We start from the raw sequence: 23,606 nt of genomic DNA on the forward strand, positions 1-23,606 counted from the left end.
CTGCCGGCTGGGCAGCTCCACGTCAATCGCGGCGGCCGCCGGCGGCAGCTCGCCGGTGAAGCGCGGTGAGGGCTATTCCATCAGCCCGCTGCGCAGCTCGCTCGGGGAGTAGCCGAGCATGCGGCGGCAGGTCCGCGAGAAGTGCGCGAGGTCGGCGAAGCCCGCGGCGTGGGCGGCGCCCGTGGCGTCGAGGCGCGCGAACGCCCCGAGCGCGAAGAGCAGCCGGCGCCAGAGCTGGAACGTGCGGATGGGCAGCCCCACGTCGCGCACGAACAGCGCCTGCAGGTGCGCCTCGGAGATGCCGGCGCGCGAGACCGCGAGGCGCCGGTCCGCGGCCGGCTCGCGCAGCGCCTCCAGGACGCGGGCGACCCGCCCATCCAGGGCGCGGCGCGGCGACTCCCTCGCGAGCCAGGACGCGACCTCGCGCGCGAGGCCGTCGAGCACGTCGGGGCGCGACAGGGACGCTCGGTGCGCCGCCACGGCCCCGTCGAGGCGCGAGAGGAGCCGGCCTTCGAGCGGACAGGGGCCGCCGCGCAGGCGCGGATGACCCGCCACGTGCGGCATCTCCTGCGGGTCGTACAGGAACCCGAGCGTCGGTCCAGGGCTCGCGGCGGCGTGCCACAGGTCGGGGGGCACCACGACCGCGCGCCCGCGCACGACCGCGCCGCCCGGCTCGGTCACGGTCACCTCGCGCTCGATCCCCACCAGGATCGCCGCGCCGTGCTCGGCGTGGAGCGTCGACCTCATCGCCGTCGAGGCGCGCACCGCGAAGGCGTCGGCGATCACGGCGCCGATCCGGGATTCGTTCAAGCGGCCCACGACCCCCGATCCTACCCTGGCCTCCGCTGGAGGTCGTGAGCGATGGACCTGTTCTCGGAAGAGATGCGCCGCAACCCTTACCCCGTGTACGACCAGCTCCGGAGCCGCTCTCCCGTGCTCCACTACCCGCCGTCCGACGCGTGGATGATCTTCGATTACGAGGGCGTGAAGCGGGCGCTCCACGATCACGAGGCGTTCAGCTCGGTCGTGTCGCCGCCGGGCACCAGGACCGCCGAGTGGCTCATCTTCTCGGACCCTCCGCGCCACACCAAGCTGCGCGCGATCGTCATGCGGGCCTTCACCCCGCGCGCGGTCGCGGGGCTCGAGCCGCGCATCCGCCGGCTGTCGCGCGAGCTCCTGGACCGGACGATCGAGAGCGGCCAGATGGACCTCGCCGAGGACTACACGGTCCCGCTCCCCCTCCTGGTGATCGCCGAGATGCTCGGCGCCCCGATTGCGGACCAGCCGCGGTTCAGACGCTGGAGCGACGCGATCCTGGACCTCAGCACCACGGTCTCCGGCAGCGAGGAGGCGGCCCGGGCGCTCGTCGAGTTCACCGCGGTGACGGCCGAGATGCAGGCCTACCTGAGAGGCCTCATCGAGCAACGGCGGGCGGCGCCGGAGGATGATCTCCTGACCAGGCTCGTCGAGGCCGAGGTGGACGGAGAGCGGTTGAACGAGGACGAGATCCTGGGCTTCTTCCAGCTCCTCCTCGTGGCAGGCCACGAGACGACAACGAACCTGATCGGCAATGCGATGCTGTGTTTCCTCGAGAACCCGGACGAGCTCGCCCGTCTCCGGGCCGCGCCCGATCTGCTGCCCTCCGCGATCGAGGAGGTCCTGCGCTACCGCTCGCCGGTCCAGGCGATGTTCCGCGTGGCGAGGCGCGATGTCCCGATGCACGGAAAGGTGATCCCGGCCGGCAAGGCGGTGCTGGCGATGATCGGCGCCGCGAACCGAGATCCGGTGCAATTTCGCGACGCTGGTCGCTTCGACATCGCGCGGGATCCCAACCCGCACATCGCGTTCGGGCACGGCATCCACTTCTGCATCGGGGCGCCGCTCTCGCGCCTCGAGGCCAGGGTCGCGCTCTCCGATCTGGTCGCGCGGCTCGGCGGCCTCGAGCTCGCGAGCGACGCGCCGTGGGAGCCGCGCCGGGCGATCCACGTGCACGGCCCGACCCGCCTGCCGATCCGCTTCACGCCTGGGCCGCGCCTCGGCGGCGCTCCGAGCTGATGCTCGCCGGCCTGATGCCCGCCGGCCTCACCTGCTCCGCAGCGCGCTCCGGCGAACGCGGCCGCTGTACCGCGCCAGGCGATTGAATCCGCCGCGTCGCCGAGCCCAGGCGGGCGCGGCGCGCGCGGCTCGGACGCCGGCGATGACCGCTGCGGCGTCGTCGCCGCTCTTCCCACCGGTGGCACCACCATTGCTGAATCGGATGGCGCTGACGCGCTGACGCGCTGACGCGCTGACGCGCTGACGCGCTGATGCCGCTGGCGTCGACAGCATGAGCGGCGCTGACGGCGCCCGGCGGACCGCCGTCCCGCGGCCGAGGTCGGCGATGGGATGGGCAGGCATGGAGGATTCGATGAAAGACCAGACCTCCGTCGAGGTTTTTGTTCCACGTGAGATGTCCTGGGATCAGAGACAGCAGCTCATCGACGAGCTCTATGGCTTACGCCGCGTGATCTTCGAGGGCGCGCAGAGGGAGAAGAGCTTCGCCACCCACGTCATCGACGCTGGCGCGGAGCACGGCGCCGTCGTGGTCCACAGGGGCGCTGACAGCCAGATCACCGGCTACTTCGCGGTTCAGATCATGGATCCGGAGCCTTCCGGCCCGCAGGTCGCGATCTTCCGTGGCGAGTCCGGGGCGCTCGGCGAGCACGCCGGCGACGATGACGTCCTCCGCCACGTCCTTTTGCGCCTGATCCGGTACATGCTCGCCCACCCGGGTCGACCCGTGTTTTGCCTGTGCTCGGTGGCTCACCCGTCGAGTTACGCGCTGTTCTCGCGCTTCGTCGACATCGCGCGCACGAGCCCGCCGGAGGGCGCCGACGAGCTCATGTCCAGGCTCGCCTCCTCGTTCGACCCGGAGGCGAACGATCGAGGTGGCCCGTTCGTCTTCGAGGTCGGGCAGACGGCGGCCGAGCCGGCGGGCGGCTGCGACTTCCTGCACGTCTACGAGAACCCCTCGGCGCGCCCCGGCGCTGTGGAGGAGCGCGGGCTCATCACGCTCGTGCCGCTGCGCCTCGGCGGCATGCTGCGCGCTGCAGTGCGCTGCGCGCCGCCGGAGGCGAAGCGCGGGTAGCGCGCCGCTCGCCGGGTCAGGCCAGCACGTCGGACAGGCTGTCGAGGAATCGCTGGTTCTCGCGCTCGGTGCCGACGGTGACCCGCAGGCTCGTCGGCAGGTTGCCGAAGGGCCGCACGATGACGCCCTTCCGGAGCAGGGCGTCGTACACCGGGCGCGCCGGCCGCCCGACGTCCACGAGCACGAAGTTCGCCTGGCTCGGCGCCACCGACAGCCCGAGCCGCGTGAGCTCGCGCGTGAGCCGGTCGCGCTCGCGGAGGTTCAGCGCGCGGCTCTTCTCGATGTGCTCGGCGTCGTCGAGCGCCGCGACGGCGGCCGCCTGCGCCAGCGCGCTCACGTTGAACGGCGCGCGCACCCGGTTGATGTAGTCGATGAGCGGGGCCGGGCCCACGGCGTAGCCGACGCGGAAGCCCGCCAGGCCGTAGATCTTCGAGAAGGTGCGGAGCACGAGCAGCCGCTCGCGGAGCCCGCGGAGGCGCAGGGAGTCCGGGAAGTCCGGCGCGTCCGTGTACTCGATGTACGCCTCGTCCATGACCACGATCACCTCGGGCGGGACCTCCCTGAGCAGGCGCTCGACCGCGCCGCGGCCCACGTGCGTGCCCGTCGGGTTGTTCGGGTTCGCGATGAACAGGAGGCGCGTCTTCGGCGTGACGGCCGCGGTCATGGCCTCGAGGTCGTGCCGCAGGTCGCGCAGCGGGACGGCCGTGAACGGGACGCCGTAGGCGAGCGCGGCGAGCTTGTAGACGACGAAGGCCGGGTCGGCGAACACGATGTGCGACCCGGGCGTCGCGAAGGTGTGCACGATCAGGTCGAGGAGCTCGTTCGAGCCGTTTCCCTGGACGATCTCCTCCATCGTGACGCCGTGGACCGCCGCGAGCCGCTCGCGCAGCCGGTAGGCCGCGCCGTCCGGGTAGAGGTGCACGTTCGCGAGCGCCTGGCGCGCCGCCTCGAGGGCGCGCGGGCTCGGGCCGAGCGGGTTCTCGTTCGAGGCGAGCTTCACGGCGTCCGTCACGCCGAGCTCGCGCGCGAGCTCGTCGAGGGGCTTCCCTGTCTCGTACGGCGAAAGCAGCTCGACAGAGGGCAGGACTATCGCAGACATAGCGCGCACCCTATCACACCTTGGCCGTGGGGAGTGAGCCGGCTCGCAGGCGCCCTGCCGCGGGTTCGTCGCCGGGAGTTGCCGGGATCTGGCCTCGCCCATGGGGCTCCGTGTGATACTCGCCGTCCCGATGAAACCCGGGGACATCGTCGCCGACCGCTTCCTGATCGAGCGCCTCGCCGGGTCGGGCGGGATGGGCTCCGTCTACCGCGCCCTCGACCGGCACACCGGCGAGACGGCGGCGCTCAAGGTCATGTCGGGCCGCGGCCTCGAGCACGGCGAGCGCTTCGCGCGCGAGGCGCAGGTGCTCGCCGAGCTGCGGCACCCCGGCATCGTCCGGTACATCGCGCAGGGCGCCACCGAGAGCGGCGAGCCCTGGCTCGCGCTCGAGTGGCTGGAGGGCGAGAGCCTCGGCGACCGGCTGCGCCGGCGCGGGCTCACCATCGCCGAGAGCGTCACGCTCGGCCTCCGGATCGCCGAGGCGCTCGCCGAGGCGCACCGCAACAACGTCGTCCACCGCGACCTCAAGCCGAGCAACCTGTACCTCGTCGACAAGTCGGTCGAGCAGGTCAAGCTCCTCGACTTCGGCATCGCCCGCCTCACGTCGCTCGCGCCCCTCACCATGACCGGCGTCGTCATGGGCACGCCGTTCTACATGGCGCCGGAGCAGGCGCGCGGCGAGCGCGACGTCGGCACCCAGGCCGACGTGTTCGCGCTCGGCTGCGTCCTGTTCCACTGCCTCACCGGGCGTCCGCCGTTCGTCGGCGACGACATCCACACCGCCCTCCTCCGCGTCGTGCTCGACGAGGCGCCGCGCCTCCGCGACCTGCGCGCCGACGTCCCCGAGAACGTCGACATGGCCGTGGCGCGCATGCTCGCCAAGGCCCCGGCGGAACGGCCCGCGAACGGCGCCGCCGTGGCGCTCGAGCTGCTCCGCGTCGGCGAGATCAAGAGCACCCCTCCCGCGCCCGTGAGCCGGCGCGCGAGCGCGCTCACGACCGGCGAGCGGCGCACGCTGTGCCTGATGCTCGCGCGCGTGGGGGCGCCGGAGGCCCCCTCGTGGCAGGGGCCCACCATGCCGATGACGCTCCCGATGACGGTGCCCCTCGCGCGCACCGTCCCGGAGGACGAGGTGAAGCGCGTGGCGTCGCGCTTCGGCGGGGCCTTGCAGACGCTTGCCGACGGGCTCCTGCTCATCACGCTCGAGGGGCGCGGCCTCATCACGGACCAGGCCGCCCGCGCGGCGCGGTGCGCGATCGAGGTGCGGGACCTCCTGCCCGGCGTGCAGATGGCCCTCGTCGCCGGACGCGGCTCCGCCGACGACCGGCTCCCGATGGGGCCCACCATCGACCGCGCCGTGCGGCTGCTCGACCGCGCCGAAGGCGGGTCGATCCGCCTCGACGAGGTGATGGCCGGCCTGCTCGACGCCCGCTTCGAGGTCGGCGGCGACGCGACAGGCCTCGTGCTCCGCGCCGAGCGCGACCTCGTCGAGGCCGCGCGGACGCTGCTCGGGCGCACGACGCCGTTCGTGGGGCGCGACCACGAGCTCGCCATCCTCGACGCCGTGCTCGACGAGTGCGTCTCCGAGCCGACCGCGCGCGCGGTGCTCATCACGGCGCCCGCGGGGCTCGGCAAGAGCCGGCTGCGCTACGAGTTCTTGCGCCGCGTCGAGGAGCGCAAGGACCGGGTGCAGGTCTGGCTCGGCCACGCCGACCCGATGAGCGCCGGCTCGCCCTTCGGGATGCTGCGCCAGATGCTCCGCCGCGAGGCCGGGCTCTCCGGCGGCGAGCCGCAGGAGGTCCGCGAGCAGCGCCTCCGCGCCCGCGTGGGCCGGTACCTGAGCGACGCCGACCTCGACCGCGTGACCGAGTTCCTCGGCGAGGTGGCGCGGATCCGCTTCTCCGACGAGGGCAGGGTGGAGCTGCGCGCCGCGCGGAGCGACCCGATGCTCATGGGCGACCAGATCCGCCGCGCCTTCGAGGACTTCGTGCTCGCCGAGTGCCGGGCCGAGCCGGTGCTCCTCGTGCTCGAGGATCTCCAGTGGGGCGACGTGCCCACGGTGAAGCTCATCGACGCGGCCCTCGCGCTCCGTGACCAGCCGCTCATGGTGCTCGCGCTGGCGCGGCCGGAGGTCGAGACCGTCTTCCCGAAGGTGTGGGTCTCGCGCGGCGTCCAGGAGATCCGGCTGCGCGAGATCGGGCGGCGGGGGAGCGAGCGGCTCGTGCGCGAGGTGCTCGGCGACGCCGTGACGCCCGATCTCTGCGCGCGCCTGTGCGAGCGGGCAGGAGGCAACGCGTTCTACCTGGAAGAGCTCATCCGCGCCGCCGCCTCGGGCCGGACCGAGGCGCTCCCCGAGACGGTGCTGTCGATGGTGCAGGCCCGCCTCGAGTCGCTCGACGGCGAGGCGCGCCGGGTGCTCCGGGCCGCGAGCGTGTTCGGCCAGAAGTTCTGGCGCGGAGGGCTGATGGCGCTGCTCGGCGGCGAGCGCCGCGCCCCCCAGGTGGACGGGTGGCTCGCGGTGCTCGTCGATCGCGAGCTCATCGCGCGGCGGGGCGAGGGCAAGTTCCGGAGCGAGGACGAGTACGCGTTCCGGCACGCGCTCGTGCGCGAGGCGGCGTACGCGACGCTCACGGACGAGGATCGCGCGCTCGGCCACCTGCTCGCCGGCGAGTGGCTGGACGCGGCCGGCGAGCGCGACGCGGCGCTCCTGGCGGACCACTTCGAGCGCGGCGGCGACGCCGAGCGCGCGGTGGTCTGGTTCCGGCGCGCGGCGGAGCAGGCGCTCGGGGCGAACGACTTCCGCGCCGCGATCCAGCGCGCCGAGCAGGGGGCCGCGAGCGCCGACGTGGACGGGGAGTTCTTCGCGGCGCTGCGCCTCGTCCAGGCCGAGGCGCACAAGTGGCTCGGCGAGGCGTCCCAGGCCGAGCGGTGCGCCGTCATGGCGATGCGGGGCTTCCCCCGGAAGAGCGCGCTCTGGTACGCGGCGGCCGGGGAGGCCGCGTCGATGCGCGTGCGCCTCGGCATGGGCGACCGGCTCGCGGATCTCGTCGAGGAGCTCCGGGGGGCCGGCCCTGGCAGCGGGGACCGCGGCTCGTGGATCGACGTCGGGGAGGCGACCGGCGCCTCCGTGAGCGCGCTGGCGCGCATCGCCGGGTCGCTCCTGCACGGGGGCCAGTACGCCGCGGCGGAGGAGATCGTGCAGGAGCTCGCGCGGGTGGCGATGCCGCTCGCCGAGCGCGACGCGGCGGTGGCGGCGCGCATCCACGCGCTCCGGGCGTCGCGGGCGCTGTGCTACGGCGACCCTGCGGCGTCGCTCGCGTGCACGGAGCAGAGCATCCCCGCCTACCTCCAGACAGGCGACCTCAGGAACGCGTGCCTGAGCCGCGTGAACGCGGCGCACTGCCTGCTGCAGCTCGGGGTGTACGGCCGCGCCGAGGCCGAGCTGCGCGACGCGCTCGCGGAGGCGGGGCGGCTCGGGCTCTACAACGTGGCGGCGTTCGCCAAGCAGAACCAGGGCCTGCTCTGGATCCAGCAGGGCGATCTCGGCGCGGCGCGCGCGGCCACGGCCGAGGCGATCGACGCGTTCGTGGCGCAGGCGAACCGGCGGCAGGAGGCGCGGTCGCGGGCGTACCTCGCGGCGATCCTGACGCGGCTCGGCGACCTCGACGCGGCGGACAACGAGGCGGGCGCGGCCGTGGCGATGCTGGCGCACGTGCCGACGCTCCAGGCGCACGCGCTCTCGGTGCGCGCGCGGGTGCTGCTCGAGCAGGGCCGGGCAGAGGAGGCGCTCGAGGCGGCCCGGCGCGGGCTCGGTCTGCTCGTGTCGGTCGGCGGGACCGAGGAGGGCGAGGCGCAGATCCGGCTCGTGTATGCCGAGTCGCTCCGCGCCTGCGGCCACCACGAGGCGGCGCGCGAGGCGATCACGGTGGCGATGCAGCGGCTCGTCGCGCGGGCGCAATGGATCCAGGACCCGGCGCGGCGGCAGAGCTTTTGCCAGGCCGTGCCGGAGAACGCCAAGACGTTCGCGCTGGCGGCGCTCTGGCAGCAAGAATCGGAGCCCACCCTGCAGTGAGGCCGCGAGTCGCGGCCGCGCTGCGGACGGAAGAGCTGAAGAGCTCATGTGTGCTGGCTCGCCCGGCTGCGCCGGCGGGCGAGGGCGACGCGCAGCGCGTGTGTCACCGCGCCGCGGTGGGCGCGTCGAGCTGAGCCGCTGTCATGAGGAGTTCACTCACGCCATCTCCGCGGTAACCAATCGTGGCTGCGGGTGGAGGAGCGTGTGCAACGTGTGGGTGGGGCGTGGGTGGGGCGTGGGTGGCGCGCGCGTGGGGAAGCGGCGACCCGGCCGCCGTTGCTTGACTGTGTGGCCGAGGTTCGGAAGAATCCTCAGCAGCCATGTATTCAGCCCTCTTTCGGAACGTGCTCTTTCCGTTTTACGAGACGAAACTCCGAGGGAGAGCCACGCTGGCCTACCTGGGGGAGCTGGAGCGGTCCCAGTGGCGTCCGGAGCGCGAGCTCAGGGAGCTCAACTGGAGAAAGATGCTGGCGGCCCTCCGCTTTGCCGAGCAGAGCGTGCCCTTCTACCGGCGCCGCTTCGCCGAATACGGGGTGCGGGTCAAGGACGTGCACGCGCCCGAGGATCTCGCGCGCTTTCCGGTGTTGACCAAAGCCGATCTCCGCGCGCACGGCAGCGAGCTCATCGCTGATGGGTGGCGCGGCAAGCTCTTCAGGAGCGGTACGGGCGGATCGACCGGAGAGCCGGCGCGCTTCTTTTACGATCACACGACGTACGAGTGTAGAAGCGCCGCGGCCCTGCGCTCCGACGCGTGGGCTGGCGGCCGGATCGGGGACAAGGAGCTGTACATCTGGGGGATTCCGACCCTGGAGCCCCGCTGGAAGAAGGCGAAGCGCACGCTGCACGAGGCGCTGATCCGGAAGAAGACGGTCAGCGCGTGGAACCTGGCGGAGGAGCGGCTCGCGGGGGTGGTGGACGAGATCCGGCGCTACCAGCCGAACCTCGTTGTGGGGTACACGAGTCCCCTCTACTACACGGCGCGCTATGCGCTCGAGACGGGGCACCGGCTGCCCACGCCGAGGGGGATCATCGCGACGGCGGAGCGGCTCTTCCCTCACCAGCGCGAGGTGATCGAGCGGGCGTTCCAGGCGCCGGTCTACGACCGCTATGGGTGCAGGGAGATGATGCTGATCGGCGCGGAGTGTGAGCGCCACGAGGGCAAGCACCTCAACATCGAGAACGTCTTCCTCGAGGTGCTGCGCGGCGGCCGGCACGCGCGGCCCGGCGAGCCGGGCGAGGTGATCCTGAGCGATCTCGTGTGCCGGTCGATGCCGCTGATCCGTTACAAGAACGAGGATGTGGTGGTCGCGGCCGACAAGGCCTGCTCGTGCGGCCGCGGGTTGCCGCTGCTCGCCTCGGTCGAGGGGCGGGTGCTCGACATGATCGTCGGGACGGACGGCCAGCTCCTCTCGTCCGTGTTCTTCCCCTACTTCTTCAAGGACAACCCGACGGTGGAGCGGTATCAGGTCCACCAGGACAAGACGCGGGCGATCACGATCAAGATCATCCCTGGCGAGGGGTACGGGCCGGAGACGTCGCAGGCCATCGAGCGCGATCTGCGCCGGTTCCTCGGGGAGCGGGCGGACATCCGGGTGCAGCTCGTCAGCGACATCCCGGTCACGTCGGGTGGGAAGTTCCGCTTCACCATGACCGAGGTGCCGATCGAGTTTGGCCGCGAGGCCGCGGCATGATCGGGGCGCCCGGGGTCCGGCCGGCGCCGTATGCCGCGCCGGGCCGGCCCGCGAAGGTCGCCCACGTCGTGCTGTCGCTCAACGTGGGTGGGCTCGAGCGGGTGGTGCTCCGGCTGCTCGACAGGATGGCGCGCGACCGGTTCGCGCCGGTGGTGTGCGCGCTCCAGGAGCCCGGCGCGCTGGCCGAGGAGCTGGCGCGGCTCGGCGTGCCGCTCGTGGTGCTCTCGCGGAAGCACGGCCTCGACCCGGGGCTGCCGTTGCGGCTCTCGGCGTGGCTGCGGCGCGAGGGGATCGGGCTCGTGCACACGCACAACCCGGGGCCGCACCTCTATGGCGCGCTCGCGGCGGCCCTTCTGCGGGCGGCGGCGCTCCCTGGCGGCGGCGGGCCGCGAGTCATCCACACGAAGCACGGGCGCAACTACCCGAAGCAGAAGCGAAAGGTGCTGGTCAACCGGCTGGCCGCGGCGCTCACGGACCGGGTTGTGGCGGTGAGCGACGACGCGCGCGCTGTCGCGCTCGAGGTGGAGCACGTCGATCCGGCCAAGGTCGTGACGATCTTGAACGGCGTCGACACGGACGTGTTCCGGCCGGGCGACGCGGGGGCGGCGCGGGCGCGGCTCGGGGTGCCGGCGACGGGCTATCACGTGGGGTGTGTCGCGCGGCTGTCGCCGGAGAAGGACCACGCGACGCTGCTCGACGCGTTCGCGCGGCTCCGCGCGGCGCGGCCCGACGCGCATCTGACGCTGATCGGCGACGGCCCGCGGCGGCCTGCGCTCGAGGCGCAGGCGGCGCGGCTCGGGCTCGGCGGGGCGGTGACGTTCACGGGGACGCGCGGGGACGTGGCGGAGCTCTTGCCGGCGTTCGACGTGTTCGCGCTCGCGTCATTGACGGAGGGGATCTCGCTGACGCTCATCGAGGCGGCGGCGGCGGGGTTGCCTATCGTCGCGACGCGGGTGGGGGGCAATCCGGAGATCGTGGTGGACGGCGAGACAGGGATGCTGGTGCCGCCTGGAGCGCCGGAGACCCTCGCCGGCGCGCTCGAGGCGGTGGCAGTGCGGGATGATCGCGCGGAGATGGGGTTGCGCGGGCGGGCGCGGGTGATGGAGCGGTTCGGGCTCGACCGCATGGCGCGCGCGTACGAGGACCTCTATGACGAGGTTCTTGGGCGATAGCTTTCGCAGCGCACGACAGCGAACGTCTGAACCATAGGTGAACGCGCGGCCTTCGATTTCGCCCCCACGACAAGCAGCGGCTGGTGATATTGTGCCACGGCTCGCGGCTGAGCCTTGTAATTGCCGTCGTCGCCGCATGTGAGGGGACCGCGAAGGCCGACGCTGCGGACGCCGTGCTCACAAGGGGAGCCTTGCCGCTCGCGCTGTACGGGCCGCGGGACGCCTTGTCCGGCGACGCGGCGCGGTGTAGCGTGCGTCACGCTCAGGAGGGAGGGGTATGAGACGTCTGCGTGTCGCCGTGCTCGTTTCGCTCGTCGTCGGCTGCTCGATCCTGGACCCAGAAGATCGCGCGGAGCTGAGACGTCAGATCGCGATGCTTCCGAACGACAATCTGACGGAGATGAAGCGCTGGACCATGCACGAGCTGGCGAAGAAATGGTTGGAGACAAGGGACAAGAACGACCAGGTGGGCAAGGTGGTGTGCCGCGACAACGAGGGCGGGCTATGGAGCGGATGGTACGATCGTCCGAATAAGTACATCACCGTGGAGGATATGCTTACCTGTCTCAGAAAGAAGGCCAACCTACCGAACTATCTCTTTTGCGCCGATGAATTTGCGTCGTGGGTCGTCCCTGACGCGAAGAATGAGATCGAGAAGTTGCTGCCCGCGTACACCGACATCGAGTGCAAATATGTGTGGGATTTTCGATACGACCCCGAGAAGGTGGATCCGAAGATGGTCGATATCGATGCGATCGAGTCGGATGATATCATCCAAGCCATGATCACCCTTCCGGGGCCGCCTCCAGGGTGGGCTATTCCTCGGTTCGCGCCGCTCCTCTGCCCGCTCGGCGCAGGGGAGGGCTGGGGATGCCCTCCCAGACCGTCCGACTCGTTCCCTACGGGCGGAGAGCCCACAGACCCTCCTGGCGGGGATCAACCGTGAAACGTCATCTCGTCGTGCACGAGGCGGGCAATGGGTCGGTCATGTTCAGGACCAAGGACCCACGAAAATGGAAGTCCTACCTCCAGAACCTGGGCGAGGTGTGCGGCGCGGCATGGCGAGACGATCTGTCAGAGGAGGAGGATCGCGCGTGGGCCGAGGCGCACCGGAAAGAGTTCCACCACTGGGTCGACGGCAGAGCCGCCCCGCCGTGGCCGATGCTGATCGCCGCCGTGAAGCGCGCGTTCGTCGCCGGTTATGGGGCTCTCGAGCGAAAGCCCACCACGGAGGCCGAGGCGCTCGCGCGCCTGGACAGGACCTATCTCTGGAAGCTGCTGATGGCCGAGGATGTGGCCCAGGGCCACGGCCCCGAGGCGCTCCGCGCCTTCCAGCGGGGCTTCCGGCTGGGACGAAGCGAGAGACCCTTCTCAACGAAGAGGAACATCCCCCGGATGGTGGATCCTCCCTATCACTGGTACCGCCAGCAGGCGGAGGCGAACTTGCCGGGACCGAGCGCAGCTCGCGAGCTAGCCCTCGTGGCCGCATGGCGCGCGAGTGGCGCGAGTCGCGAGGACGTGGAGGCGAGCCAGCGAGCGCTGCGCGAGCTCCACGCGAGCGCCTGGCGCGATGATGTGCCCGAAGAGGATCGCGCGTGGGCCGCGGCGTACCGCGAGTCGTGCGCGCACTGGGTCATCGTCCACCGGCGCGACGTGGTGGCGCAGAGCGCCTACGAGGCCTATCTCCGGAGCAGCGACGGAATCCTCGACGGGGAGCCTGCGCCCCCTTGGGCGAAGCGGAGCGACCGCGACTCGGAACCGTGGCGATTCGTTGCAGATCGCGTCGAGGACGCGCCCGAGGACGAGAGCGAGCTGGCGACGGCCGAGGCGGCCGCGCGCGAGTACTGGGACGCGCGCTGGCGCGAGGTGCCGCCGTGGGAGAGCGATCCGGCCCAGGTCCACTGGCTCGCGGCGGTCCGCGCCGCGCGGGAGACATCGGAGGCGATGGCCGACCACATCCCGAGGCCCTGGTAGCCTTACCCGAGACGCCCGATTCCGTGGTCGTCGTGCTCCTGCCACCCGGACGCGCCCGCGTCACCGCGGCTCTGCTGTTCTATTTGCGCTCGTAGAAGGTGAGGCTCACCCCGCCCCCCGCCGCGCCACCCGGGTCGGAGCTCACATACTGCTTCGTGTTGAGGATCGCATAGGGGCCGTCCGCGCGCGTCTCGAAGACCGGCACGAGCGCGCCGAAAGGTCCGCAGTTCCTCACCACGATGACCTCGCCGTCCTTCGAGGACAGCGCGTACCTGGCGTCCAGCACCGTGGTTGACCCGATGAGCTGGTAATCCGCGCCTCCGGGGAGCACCGAGCCCGACAGGCCGCTCAGCAGCATTCCGCCGGTGACCGTGCCCCCGGTGATGGGAATGATGTTGCGCGTGCCGCGCTTGCTCGCGCCGACAGACACGGATGCGCCGAGCGAGACGGACTCGGTGAACACGCTGGAGCCCTTCGCCCCGGTCGCCGTCGAGCACTCCCACGATTGGTTGGGGACGCCCGCGGGATCCTTGAGCTGGATCTTCGGCTCTCCGGCGTCCACCTTGCTGATGTCGTAGATGTCGAGCTGGATCGTGCCCGCCGCGGCGTCGACGACACGGGTGCCCGCGAACTTCCCGGTGTTGAGCCACGCGAGCGAGCTCGAGGTGGCGACCTCGAAGTCCGGGACGATCCGGACGACGTCGTCGCCGGCGGCGGCCACGCCGCAGGTCCGCATCAAGATGGGGGTGCCGTCGCTCGCCTTCAGGATGTTGATCTCCTCGAGCTCAACGGATCCGTTCGACAGCGTGAGCTCGAGATCCATGCCGCCGGTGAGGAACGTGGCCTGGGCCTTGTCGCCCGTGAGCGTGCCCCCCTTCACGTCGAGGAGGCGGCGGTGTCCGAACTGGGTGGTCCCGACATCGTGGGTCGCGCCGAGCTGGAGCGTCGCCCGAAGGACGAGCTCGCCGCGCGTGGGGAGCGGAATCCCGTTGGGCATCCCGCAGGTCCACGAGGGATCGGGGACGATCGTCGCCTCCTCGCTGCCGTTCTCGCCGCCGCCGGTGCCGGGCGCCCCGCCTGCGCCGCCGCTGCTGCTGCTGCTGCCCGTCTCCTCAGCGCCACCGGCTCCCGTGGTTCCGCCACCCGCGGTGGTTCCGCTACCCGCGCCGCCCGTACCGGCGTCGCCGCCCGTGCCGGTCGCTCCGCCGGAACCGCTCGACGCCGCGCCGCCGGAGCTGCTGCTCGTCGTCCCTCCGCTGGTATCGTCGGTCGACGAACCACACCCTCCAGAGCAGATGCCCAGGATTCCAGTTAGCAAGAGCTTCGCTGGCAGATTTTTGATCACCATTGCCGGACCCATCCATTCAATCCACGCATGCGATTCCATGCACCCTGAAAACGTGGCGCTGGTTCGAGCGACGTTCGCTTCAGAACTGCGAGAAGAAGCTCCAGATCGACTCGCCGGAGTTGTCCGGCAGGGCGTGGTCCCCGTTGAACTCGCACCAGACGACGGGGTAGCCCGCGTCGCAGCCCTCGTAGCTGACGCAGGGGCTCGGCTCGACCGGTGTGGTCTGCTGGCCGCAGTGGTTTCGCTCGAGGAAGACATCGCGAGCGCTCTGACCGTTCGCGACCGGAACCACGCTGTCGCTCTTGCCGTGGGAGCCCCACATGGCCACGGGGCTGTCGCCGTCGTCGCAGCCGCTGTAGAGCGCGCCGGACATGGAGGCGATGGCGCGGAAGTCGTCGCCCATCGCACAGCCGATCGCGTAGGACATCATGCCGCCGTAGCTGAACCCCGTCGAAAAGATCCTGTTCTCGTCGATGCAGAGCTCGGTGCGGAAGCGGTCGAGCATGGCGCGGAGGAACGCGATGTCGCGGTTCCCCGTGTTCGCCCAGCCCTGCTCGATGCCCTCGGGCGAGACGAAGATCGTCGAGCCGTTGGCGCGACTCTGGAGGCCGTAGTAGCCGCCGCCGAACCCGGTCGCGACCTGCTGGGCCGAGCCGCCTCGGGGATGCCAGGTGAAGATCAGCCGATAAGGGTGGTTCGGATCGTAGCCGTCCGGCACGGCGAGGATGTATTCGCGCGACGTGCCCCCGACATCGATGCTGAAACGGCCGCTCTTCGGCGCGGTCGCGCTGCCGCAGCCCGCGCTCTGCGCGTCTCCTCCAGCGCCGCTCGATCCGGAGCCGGCAACGCTCCCGCCGCCTGCGCCAGTTTCCCCCGAGTCCGGGCGCCCGCCGCTGCCGCCTGCGCCGCTGACCGCCCCCGACGAGCCGCTGGTCGCCGACGGGCCACCGGTTGCCGACGAGCCACCCGTGGCGCCGGAGGCGCTGGATCCGGGCCCGGCGGGCCCTCCTGCGCTGCCGCCGGAAGATGCCTCGGTCGTCGCTTCTCCCTCGCTGGAGCAGCCCAGCGCCGCGAACGCCGCGAGCGCAACGATCCCTGGAGCGATCGCGCCGAAATTGCGAAGCGTTTTCATTCGTCCTCGCCTCTCTATTCTAAGATCGCCGTCCGTCCTCGCATCACCCGATGCAGGTGATCTGCGACGACGTCGTACCCTGTGCCTCACGCCCGAGGCATAGGCATACTCGCCTATGCCTCGAAGCGAGACGTCACGCCCAGAGGGGCCGACTGGACGGCGCGGGCGAGGGTCGAGCTCGAAGCGTCCAGACCGCCGCGGCCGGCGCCCGGCCGCGGCGGCGCAGGCCGACGCGGAGGGCACGGGGGTGCGCGGCTAGAGTGCGCCCATGCGATGCAGGGTGAAGGACCTCGAGATCGATGTCGAGGTGATCGGCTCCGGGACCCCCGTCCTAATGCTCCACGGCTGGGTGCCCGACCACAGGCTGATGAAGGGGTGCATGGAGCCGGTGTTCCGGTCGGCGCCGGGGAGCTGGAGGCGCGTCTATTTCGACCTGCCGGGCATGGGAAGGACCCCGGGGCAACCGTGGATCGACGGGTCGGACCGCATGCTGGAGGTGGTGCTCGGGATCGTCGATCAGGTGCTCCCCGGCGAGCGGTTCCTGGTCGCCGGCGAGTCGTACGGCGGCTACCTGGCCCGGGGCGTGGTCCACGAGCGGCCGCGGAGCGTCGCGGGCCTGCTGCTCGTGTGTCCGGTGGCCGTGCAGGAGACGCGGGAGGCCAACGCGCCCCCGCTGCGGGTGCTGGAGCGCGACGAGGCGTTCCTCGGGACCCTGTCCGGCGAGGACCGGCGCGCGTTCGAGGCGATTCACGTGCGCCAGGTGCCCGCCGTCTGGGAGCGGTTCCGGGACGAGATCCTCCCCGGCCTGCGCGCGGCGGACGCGGTCTTCCTGGAGCAGCACCTCAGCCGGAAGATCCCCTTCAGCTTCGCGGTCGACCGTCTGGAGGTGCCGTTTCCCGGGCCGGCCCTGATGCTGGTGGGGCGCCAGGACTGCGTGACCGGCTACCGCGATCTCTGGGGCATCCTCGAGGCGTACCCGCGGGCGTCGTTCGTGCTGCTCGACCGGGCCGGCCACAACCTGCAGACCGAGCAGCCGGCGCTGTTCGAGGCGGCCGTGAAGGAGTGGCCGGAGCGCGTGGCCGGGACCATGGCACACCCCTGACGGGGACGGCCCAGGGAGAGGGAGGACGCGCGCGAGGCGCTTTCGATCTTCGTGCAGCGGCTTCGTCCGCGCGGTCGATCGCGGTCCGGTCCGAGGTACCATCGCGGCCGAGGAGGTCGCGCAGGTCGAGTCGCAGCTGCCGCACGACCTGAAGAACATCTGGAGAGCGGGGCCGGCGCGACGCAAGCGCAACCCGGCCGGGAACCACGCGGCCTGAAGTCCGATGCCGGTGTCCTGCGACGCGGAGGCGTGGAAGACAGCAGAGGTCGGGCACGGCGGTAGGGGGGCCTCCCACGGGATCCATGGAGTCGCGGATGGTCCACGGCACGAGGGCGGAGGGCGGGACGACGTGAAGCTGGTTTTCGACGTCCTCCACGCCCAGCATGCACCAGGGGTCGCTCTGCCGCAGACTTCTGCCCCTCACTCTAGTACTACAGCCGCACTTGGTCCCAGGTGCGGCTGTAAGCATCAAAATCGTCGAGAAATCCATGTCCGCCCGCCTACAGCCGCAGATGGGCCGCAAGTACGGCTGTAGTACTAGCTGTGCTTTCGCGCGCGGAGGCGAGCGGGGCACGTCCCCGCGTCGCGGCAGTTCGAGATCTCCCAGCGATTCCGATCGGCGGATTCGGGCGGCCGGGCACGACACCCTCGGCACGTTCCCAGGGTGCGGCAATGACGAGGGCGATCTCGGGGAGTGCGCGCCCGACTCGAGCGCGCAGCAGGCGGAAGGGGCCCAGGCGCTCCAGCAGAGCTGCACCGCCGGTCACACCACGACCAAGAGCGGCAATGCGCGCGGCGGTGCACCCGAAGGCATCAACCTCGACGACCTCGATGAAGTGCGCAGCAACAAGGCCGAGATCTACGCGGCGGTCTCGGAGGGCGCGATGCCTCTGGGCGGGAAGCTCCCGGACGCGACGATCCCGTCCCTCCGGGTCTACCTCGCTTGCGGCGCGCAGGTGCGTTTGGGCGGGGTGACTGAACTCGGGGCAAGAGGAGAGGGCAGCATTCCGCTGTCGGACTGGAATTTCTCACGAAGTAGGTTGCTTGATGGCGTTTTCTCCGGTTGACGCCGTGCGTCCGGCGTAGCTACCGTCCGCGCGTGGGTCATGCGCGCGGTTCGCGGGGCATTCTGTCTGCCCTTCAGACCGCGGCCGCCACGTCCTCTTTCACGGACTTCTCCTTACCTGGGGCTCACGCCGGCTCAGGATCGGATCCACGGCTCACTCGTTGCGACCGGCGTGAGGATCGTGGGGATGGGGTGAGGACATCGGGAGCCGAGGCGGTGCGTTCGATGAAAGGCCGGAGCGTTGCGAAGTCCGTCGTCGCGCTCGCGCTCTGCATGTGCGGCGCGAGCACGCTGATAGGGTGCGGTTACTCCGACGCTTGCTGGGAAGCGCTGGCGTGCGCCCCGGATCCGGAGCCTCCGCCCGATCCGTGCGAGGGAGCGCCCGGCACCGCGCCGGCCCTGGACGAGTGCGGGGTGTTCGTCAGCGCGTCGTCAGGCGACGACGGGAGCCCTGGCACGAAGGGCGCGCCGGTGAGGACCTTGCAACACGCAATCGGGCTCGCCGCGTACGGGCGACGCGACGGCGAGACGCCGACCCGGCGCGTGTACGCTTGCGGCGAGACGTTCGAGGAGAAGATCGCGCTGCCTTCCGGGCTCGACCTCTGGGGCGGCCGTCGCTGTGGTGACGGCGGCGACTGGTCCTACGCGTGGTCGTTCGGCGGGCCCGACGAGCCGACCACGATCGCTCCGCCAGCGGGGATCCCGGTGCGGGTCCTCGCGGGCGACAACACGACATCGACGATCGTCGGCGTGCACGTCGTCGCGGCGGACGCCTCGGCGAGCGACGGCAAGTCGTCCATCGCGATGATCTTGAGCCCGGGGGCCGGCGCGGTCGTGCGGGACAGCGCGATCGTCGCGGGCAACGGCAAGGATGGGGAGCCAGGGGAGGACGCGGACAGCGAGCGGGCAAAGGACGGAGAGCTGGGGAACGACGGCGCGGACGCCTGCTCGGCCGACTCCGAGACGGGCGCCCTTCCGGTCGCGACCGCGTGCGATGACGGCATCGAGTCCACGGGAGGCTACGGCGGCGACGGCGGGCTCGAATCGGGGGGCGACGGTGCGCCGGGGCAGCCGAAGCCGGCGGAAAATCCGGAGGGCAAGGGCCGCGAAGGGCTCGGCGCGGGCAGCGAGCCGTGTACGGTGGGGAAAGACGGCGCCGAAGGCACCGATGGGGGCCGCGCTGCCGGCGCCGCTGGTCCAGGCCAGCTCACCGAGCGAGAAGGCTGGGTCGGTGTTCGGGGCCAGGACGGGACACGAGGGGGCCTCGGCCAAGGTGGGGGCGGCGGCGGCGGCAGCAAAGGGCGAGGCGACATGGTCGCGTGTCGCGCAGGCAGCGCGCAGGCCGGCGCGGCCGGCGGCTCGGGCGGGAGCGGCGGCTGTGGCGGCCTGGGAGGCAAGGCCGGCGGCTATGGCGGGGCAAGCATCGGTGTCGTCGCGTTGCAGGGGAGCGCGCTCACCCTCGAGGCGACGAGGGTAGAGACAGGCAACGGCGGCCGCGGTGGCGTGGGCGGAACGGGCCAACCGGGCGGCGTCGGTCGACTGGGCGGGCAAGGTGGGCTCGGTTTCGCGACAGCCACCGGCGTGCGTTGGAGCGCATGCCCCGGAGGCCGCGGTGGCAATGGAGGCCGCGGCGGCGATGCCGGCGGCGGTCTCGGGGGCCCCTCGTACGGCGTCGCGTCCGTCGCTGCCCGCGTAGAGTTCGGGCCGTACGCCACGGTAGAATGGGGAGCGGGCGGCGACGGCGGAGTCGCCGGCAACGCAGCGCCCGATGACGACGCGGGCAAGGGCGCCGATGGCGACAACATGCCCTGGCGTCAATTCGACGTGTCCAACCCCGAGCCGCCCCGTTGATGGGCCGTGTGCGCGCGGCGTCGCGTGGAGGAGCACCATGAAGCCGACGTTCCCCGTCCATCTCGCCTTCGCCCTTCCGCTCTCGGTCATCGGCTGCGGGACCACGCCGGGCCCGCTCGACCCGGGCCCAGCGTCGTGCGACGATGGCACGGCGTGTCTCGACGAGCCGCCGGCGGAGTCAGTCTGTCTCGAGCACCTGGCCGCCGATGTGCTGGACGATGGCTGCGGGGTGTTCGCCGGCGGTGTCTTCGGCGGCGGAGACGACGCGAACCCCGGCACGAAGGACAAGCCGGTGCGGACGCTCCAGCGCGCCGTCGAGCTGGCGCGAAAGGGACGGGGGCGCGTGTTCGCGTGCCACGAAGCTTATTTCGACCCCCTCACGCTGCCCTCCGGCGTGGATCTCATAGGCGGGTTCGATTGCCGGACGTGGGAACGCATGATCCCCCGACTCGACGGCGACCGCATTCGGTCGGTGCTGCAGACCCCAACCGACTTTAGCCTCCTCCTGACCGTCGAGCCGGCGGGCCCCGAGGACACGGGCGCAGCGGACGGCGTATCGAGGATCGTCGACTTCAGGGTGGCCGCGCACGGCCCGATCGCCGTGCTCGTGAAGTCCGGCACGACGGTCGAGTTCCTCCGAGGCATCATGAAAGCTTCCGAGGGATGGGCGGGCCATGAGGGTGAGGAGTTGCCCGGACTGGATCAGGCATCCGACGGACGGCACGGCTTGTACGGCGGGGATGCGTGCTCCGTCGACACGGTCCCCGGCGGCGCGGCGGTGCTGAACCCGTGCGACGGCGGGCTCCCGAGCACCGGCGGCAAGGGGGGCGACGGGCTCTCCGACGGCGCCGAGGACGGGGACGACGGGGCGCCGACGTCCACGGAGTACGGAGGGGGAGGACGCGGGGACGTGCCCGGCACCCACTGCAGCAGCGGGTCCTATGGGATCTACGGTCCTTGGGGCGCCGTCGGCGTTGCAGGCCGGGGAATCGGGCGGATCGACGAGACGGGGTGGCACGGCGATAAAGCCGGCGATGGCGGCTGGGGTATGCCGGGTCAGGGCGGCGGCGGAGGGGGCGGGCGGAGGGGCGGGCTCAGCGTGTGCGGCCTGGCCAGCAAGGGAGGCGCCGGCGGTGGCTCCGGAGGCGCCGGCGGCTGCGGCGGCAGGGGCGGTCGCGGAGGCGAGAACGGGCACCCGAGCATCGGCATCCTCGCGCTCCATGCGAAGGTGACGGTGCGCGACAGCGAGATCATCACGCGTTCCGCCGGCCCGGGGGGTGCTGGGGGCAAGCCCCAGGACGGCGGCCTGGGCGGCCGAGGCGCGCCGGGGGGCGCCTTGGGGGATGGCACCTGGTCCTGTGCGGGCGGCAACGGGGGCGACGGCGGCCCCGGCGGCTACGGCGGCCCGGGGCGGGGCGGAGACTCGATCGGCATCGCGTACCTCGACGAGGACCAACTCACGGTGGAGGGCGTCACCTACGATCTCGGACCGCCGGGCAAGGGCGGCGTCAGCTGGGATTGGTCCGGCAAGGAGATCTCGGGCGAGGAAGGCACCGTCGCCAAGACGCTGCGGTTCCCCGAGTAGCTGGAATCCTCGATGCTCGCCTCCGCCTGCCTGGAAGGGAGCAGGAGGGACCGCTTTGCGTGGGTTTCAGATTTCGTTCGAGTATTTGGATGGGAAATGGACGCGCATAGGAGCAGCGACGAGTCGGACCCCTCCGGGCAAGCTGCCATGAAGAACTTCGTGATGCACCTCATGTGCCTGATGGAGATCGCGTCATTCTGTGCTTTCCCTAAACTCAGGGCGAAAGCGACAGGCGCGCCGACCCGCGAGCACGTCCTCCATCATCTGGACGCCTATCTGCCGATTGCACGGGAACACGATACGAGAGAGCCTGGGCCGCAACCTAAAAAGACGATGTCATGGGTACATGCCGTGAGGCTTCGCGAGCTCTTCAGCGAATGGACACCGTCCCTCGACGTTCCGCCCGAGATCGCGGAGGAGTCACGGCGCTTCCTCGCTGGCCTCGGCTTCCCCGACCCGCGAAACGAAATCTGGGATACGTGGGATGGATCAGACGAAGCGGCAGGACCGATCCTCACGGGCGGTCAATCCACGGACCCCACGGGCGGCGATCCTCGATGAGACCTGAGATCGCCGTGCACGAGGCGGTTATTGGGACCTGCCTGTTCACGACCAAGGATCCACGAGCGTGGAAATCTTTCCCTGAGCCCGTCGAACGCGCGTCGTCGTGCCGTTGAATCGTGCTCGTGCCCACGCGCGCAGAGGCAAGTGCCCGGTAGGTGAAATCCGCCCGTAGCATCGCGAGAGCTAGCGAGGCTCCGCCCCAGCCCTCCGGAGTGTCCAGGGCGCGGTGCGGCGTTCTCCACGGGCGGCTTGACAGCAGCAACCTCCACGCCTTCCATGTTGGCCATGAAAATTGCCATCACAAAACGACCTCTTTCGACTGTTGCCGCAATTGGCGCTTGGGGTCTTCTGGCCTTCATCATGGTACCAGCTTGCACCATTACAATCGGCGCACGAAAGAATGACAGTGTGCAGGATGACGCAAGCAGCGCAGATAACAATTCACAAGACGGAAGAAGTGACACAAATGACATCGCCACGGATCAGCCTTCTCAAAGCGAGGAGGACATCGGCGAGCAGGTGTATACCCAGCTCGATCCGCATGAGCTCGCGCTCGCCCAGGCCAAGGCCGGCCATCTCTCATGTGCTTTGGCAGGCACGCTCGATTCGCTGAACCTTGATCCGTCCACGCTCGACGACGCGACCCTCATGAGCCTCATCGAGCAGTACGGCCCCGCGGCAGCGGAATTAGCTGACACTTGGTTTTCGGAGAACATTGATTCGTCGATGGTATCCGCCGTCAACGGCCCGAAGTTTGAGTGCAAGCGCACGCACGGCTGCGAATATTGGACCAAGTGTTCGCTAAATTATATACCAAACGTGGCGCACTCCTGCTACGTCGACGACTGCGGCACGGCAAAGTGCTCTACCTGTCCAGACTTTGTGAACACGCTACTGCAGAACATCGCCATCAAGGCATGGTGTTCTTATGTGTGCACAGAGGACGGAACGAGAACGCCAAATATCGTAGCCGTAGGCGCAGGCGGAATATCTCCGCTTGGGAACCACTTCATAGGGACGTTCTGCCTCCCGTACCCTTAGTGACGAGCTCCGGCGAACCTCATGCCGTTTCAGACAGGATTTCAGGTGGAGGCACAATGAGCGAAGATCTGGAGAGGCGGCGTCAAGAAGTGCTCGCTGCGGCTCGGCTCGACGAAGAGCGCTATGCGTCGGCTAAAGAGAAGGCTCTGGAGGGGCTATCTTCGTTAGGTCGCGTCATGGGTCTGATGTCCATCCTCGCGGCGCCACGCCTCCTCGCTCGGATAGCCGCCGGCGGTTCCGCGGCGGTGACCCAGGAACACGCCATGCAACTCCTCGATGGTTACTTGGCCATTATTGAGGCAGTCAAGAATGGAAATTTCCAGGACGCAAAGGGCGACATCCAACGAACAGAGGAGTCTGCGCGAAGGGTGCGCAAGCTGATCGAGACGTGGGACTTCTCTGGTCACGCCCCAGCGCCGCTAGTGCAGGCCGGGCGGGACTACTTAAGAGCGTTCGGGTTGCCGGAACCGGAAGAAGGTTGGGACCAATGGGAAGGCCCCTCAGACGAGGACGAGGCGCACACGTCGATGTGAGCTCACATGGCATCGATGGCCTCCTGAAAAGCGCCGCCTATCCATGGTTATGCGACAGATTGGAGCGGGGCCGCCGGCAGGCGCGTCGAGAGCCGGCGCGTCGCTCCTCAGCCCACCGGCTGACGCGCCTCCACCAGCGCGCCGGTCCCACCGGACGCGCTGGTTCGTCGTCGTGCGCCTGCTGATGCGACCCTCTCCGGAGCGCCCAGGGAACCAGGGAACCAGGGAAGGAACGAGCCTTCGAGAAAA

The 23,606-nt window shown here is 70.5% G+C and carries 18 protein-coding genes; 14 read left to right on the forward strand and 4 right to left on the reverse strand.

What is annotated here, in order from left to right; translation table 11 throughout:
- Positions 1–72: 72 nt before the first annotated feature.
- Positions 73–819: a helix-turn-helix domain-containing protein gene (locus WMF19_RS50230; protein WP_437896867.1), complete on the reverse strand. Its 747-nt coding sequence runs from the start codon at positions 817–819 to the stop codon at positions 73–75.
- Positions 820–861: 42 nt separating this feature from the next.
- Between WMF19_RS50230 and WMF19_RS50235 the strand changes: the two genes are divergently transcribed.
- Complete coding sequence (locus WMF19_RS50235; RefSeq protein WP_437896868.1) at positions 862–2,055, forward strand: cytochrome P450; 1,194 nt, start codon at positions 862–864, stop codon at positions 2,053–2,055.
- A gap of 352 nt (positions 2,056–2,407) precedes the next feature.
- A complete protein-coding gene (locus tag WMF19_RS50240; RefSeq protein ID WP_437896869.1) occupies positions 2,408–3,127 on the forward strand; it encodes a hypothetical protein in 720 nt (239 codons plus the stop codon).
- 16 nt (positions 3,128–3,143) lie between these two features.
- On the opposite strand, the gene hisC is transcribed toward WMF19_RS50240, so the two are convergent.
- The gene (gene hisC, locus WMF19_RS50245; protein ID WP_437896870.1) at positions 3,144–4,226 is read right to left on the reverse strand and encodes a histidinol-phosphate transaminase; all 1,083 of its coding nucleotides are present in this window, start codon (positions 4,224–4,226) and stop codon (positions 3,144–3,146) included.
- A 130-nt stretch (positions 4,227–4,356) separates the two neighbouring features.
- Between hisC and WMF19_RS50250 the strand changes: the two genes are divergently transcribed.
- From WMF19_RS50250 to WMF19_RS50270, 5 genes are all read left to right on the forward strand, one after another.
- Positions 4,357–8,298, forward strand: coding sequence for a protein kinase domain-containing protein (locus WMF19_RS50250; RefSeq protein WP_437896871.1), 3,942 nt, complete (start codon positions 4,357–4,359; stop codon positions 8,296–8,298).
- Between the two features lie 320 nt (positions 8,299–8,618).
- Positions 8,619–9,989, forward strand: a complete 1,371-nt coding sequence (locus tag WMF19_RS50255) for a phenylacetate--CoA ligase family protein (protein ID WP_437896872.1) — start codon at positions 8,619–8,621, stop codon at positions 9,987–9,989.
- Positions 9,986–11,161, forward strand: coding sequence for a glycosyltransferase family 4 protein (locus WMF19_RS50260; RefSeq protein ID WP_437896873.1), 1,176 nt, complete (start codon positions 9,986–9,988; stop codon positions 11,159–11,161). Before WMF19_RS50255 ends, WMF19_RS50260 begins: the two co-directional genes overlap by 4 nt.
- A gap of 277 nt (positions 11,162–11,438) precedes the next feature.
- Positions 11,439–12,107 (forward strand): hypothetical protein, encoded by a 669-nt coding sequence (locus WMF19_RS50265; RefSeq protein ID WP_437896874.1) that lies wholly within the window; start codon positions 11,439–11,441, stop codon positions 12,105–12,107.
- Positions 12,104–13,135: a hypothetical protein gene (locus WMF19_RS50270; RefSeq protein WP_437896875.1), complete on the forward strand. Its 1,032-nt coding sequence runs from the start codon at positions 12,104–12,106 to the stop codon at positions 13,133–13,135. Before WMF19_RS50265 ends, WMF19_RS50270 begins: the two co-directional genes overlap by 4 nt.
- A gap of 79 nt (positions 13,136–13,214) precedes the next feature.
- On the opposite strand, the gene WMF19_RS50275 is transcribed toward WMF19_RS50270, so the two are convergent.
- Together WMF19_RS50275 and WMF19_RS50280 are read right to left on the reverse strand one after the other, a co-directional pair.
- Positions 13,215–14,483, reverse strand: coding sequence for a DUF3237 domain-containing protein (locus tag WMF19_RS50275; protein WP_437896876.1), 1,269 nt, complete (start codon positions 14,481–14,483; stop codon positions 13,215–13,217).
- 79 nt (positions 14,484–14,562) lie between these two features.
- Positions 14,563–15,615 carry an alpha/beta hydrolase family esterase gene (locus WMF19_RS50280; RefSeq protein WP_437896877.1) on the reverse strand — a complete coding sequence of 351 codons (1,053 nt, stop codon included), beginning with the start codon at positions 15,613–15,615 and terminating at the stop codon, positions 14,563–14,565.
- A 268-nt stretch (positions 15,616–15,883) separates the two neighbouring features.
- Between WMF19_RS50280 and WMF19_RS50285 the strand changes: the two genes are divergently transcribed.
- From WMF19_RS50285 to WMF19_RS50315, 7 genes are all read left to right on the forward strand, one after another.
- Positions 15,884–16,717: an alpha/beta fold hydrolase gene (locus WMF19_RS50285; RefSeq protein ID WP_437896878.1), complete on the forward strand. Its 834-nt coding sequence runs from the start codon at positions 15,884–15,886 to the stop codon at positions 16,715–16,717.
- A 488-nt stretch (positions 16,718–17,205) separates the two neighbouring features.
- Positions 17,206–17,784: a c-type cytochrome gene (locus tag WMF19_RS50290; protein WP_437896879.1), complete on the forward strand. Its 579-nt coding sequence runs from the start codon at positions 17,206–17,208 to the stop codon at positions 17,782–17,784.
- A 224-nt stretch (positions 17,785–18,008) separates the two neighbouring features.
- Positions 18,009–19,634 (forward strand): hypothetical protein, encoded by a 1,626-nt coding sequence (locus WMF19_RS50295; protein WP_437896880.1) that lies wholly within the window; start codon positions 18,009–18,011, stop codon positions 19,632–19,634.
- A 37-nt stretch (positions 19,635–19,671) separates the two neighbouring features.
- Complete coding sequence (locus tag WMF19_RS50300; RefSeq protein ID WP_437896881.1) at positions 19,672–21,219, forward strand: hypothetical protein; 1,548 nt, start codon at positions 19,672–19,674, stop codon at positions 21,217–21,219.
- A 147-nt stretch (positions 21,220–21,366) separates the two neighbouring features.
- Entirely contained in the window at positions 21,367–21,780 is a 414-nt protein-coding gene (locus WMF19_RS50305) for a hypothetical protein (RefSeq protein ID WP_437896882.1), read from the forward strand.
- 288 nt (positions 21,781–22,068) lie between these two features.
- Positions 22,069–22,824, forward strand: a complete 756-nt coding sequence (locus WMF19_RS50310) for a hypothetical protein (RefSeq protein ID WP_437896883.1) — start codon at positions 22,069–22,071, stop codon at positions 22,822–22,824.
- Between the two features lie 56 nt (positions 22,825–22,880).
- Positions 22,881–23,357, forward strand: a complete 477-nt coding sequence (locus WMF19_RS50315; RefSeq protein ID WP_437896884.1) for a hypothetical protein — start codon at positions 22,881–22,883, stop codon at positions 23,355–23,357.
- Positions 23,358–23,606: the final 249 nt, after the last annotated feature.

The sequence above is a fragment of the Sorangium sp. So ce124 genome (assembly GCF_051525235.1).
Lineage (GTDB): Bacteria > Myxococcota_A > Polyangia > Polyangiales > Polyangiaceae > Sorangium > Sorangium atrum.

Excerpts from the sequence above, each read along its gene's own strand:
- WMF19_RS50280 (WP_437896877.1), bottom strand. The coding sequence starts at position 15,615 with ATGAAAACGCTTCGCAATTTCGGCGCGATCGCTCCAGGGATCGTTGCG.
- WMF19_RS50235 (WP_437896868.1), top strand. The coding sequence starts at position 862 with ATGGACCTGTTCTCGGAAGAGATGCGCCGCAACCCTTACCCCGTGTAC.
- WMF19_RS50295 (WP_437896880.1), top strand. The coding sequence starts at position 18,009 with ATGAAAGGCCGGAGCGTTGCGAAGTCCGTCGTCGCGCTCGCGCTCTGC.
- hisC (WP_437896870.1), bottom strand. The coding sequence starts at position 4,226 with ATGTCTGCGATAGTCCTGCCCTCTGTCGAGCTGCTTTCGCCGTACGAG.
- WMF19_RS50275 (WP_437896876.1), bottom strand. The coding sequence starts at position 14,483 with ATGGTGATCAAAAATCTGCCAGCGAAGCTCTTGCTAACTGGAATCCTG.
- WMF19_RS50315 (WP_437896884.1), top strand. The coding sequence starts at position 22,881 with ATGAGCGAAGATCTGGAGAGGCGGCGTCAAGAAGTGCTCGCTGCGGCT.
- WMF19_RS50250 (WP_437896871.1), top strand. The coding sequence starts at position 4,357 with ATGAAACCCGGGGACATCGTCGCCGACCGCTTCCTGATCGAGCGCCTC.
- WMF19_RS50300 (WP_437896881.1), top strand. The coding sequence starts at position 19,672 with ATGAAGCCGACGTTCCCCGTCCATCTCGCCTTCGCCCTTCCGCTCTCG.
- WMF19_RS50305 (WP_437896882.1), top strand. The coding sequence starts at position 21,367 with ATGAAGAACTTCGTGATGCACCTCATGTGCCTGATGGAGATCGCGTCA.
- WMF19_RS50255 (WP_437896872.1), top strand. The coding sequence starts at position 8,619 with ATGTATTCAGCCCTCTTTCGGAACGTGCTCTTTCCGTTTTACGAGACG.
- WMF19_RS50290 (WP_437896879.1), top strand. The coding sequence starts at position 17,206 with ATGTCCGCCCGCCTACAGCCGCAGATGGGCCGCAAGTACGGCTGTAGT.
- WMF19_RS50260 (WP_437896873.1), top strand. The coding sequence starts at position 9,986 with ATGATCGGGGCGCCCGGGGTCCGGCCGGCGCCGTATGCCGCGCCGGGC.
- WMF19_RS50285 (WP_437896878.1), top strand. The coding sequence starts at position 15,884 with ATGCGATGCAGGGTGAAGGACCTCGAGATCGATGTCGAGGTGATCGGC.
- WMF19_RS50240 (WP_437896869.1), top strand. The coding sequence starts at position 2,408 with ATGAAAGACCAGACCTCCGTCGAGGTTTTTGTTCCACGTGAGATGTCC.
- WMF19_RS50265 (WP_437896874.1), top strand. The coding sequence starts at position 11,439 with ATGAGACGTCTGCGTGTCGCCGTGCTCGTTTCGCTCGTCGTCGGCTGC.
- WMF19_RS50310 (WP_437896883.1), top strand. The coding sequence starts at position 22,069 with ATGAAAATTGCCATCACAAAACGACCTCTTTCGACTGTTGCCGCAATT.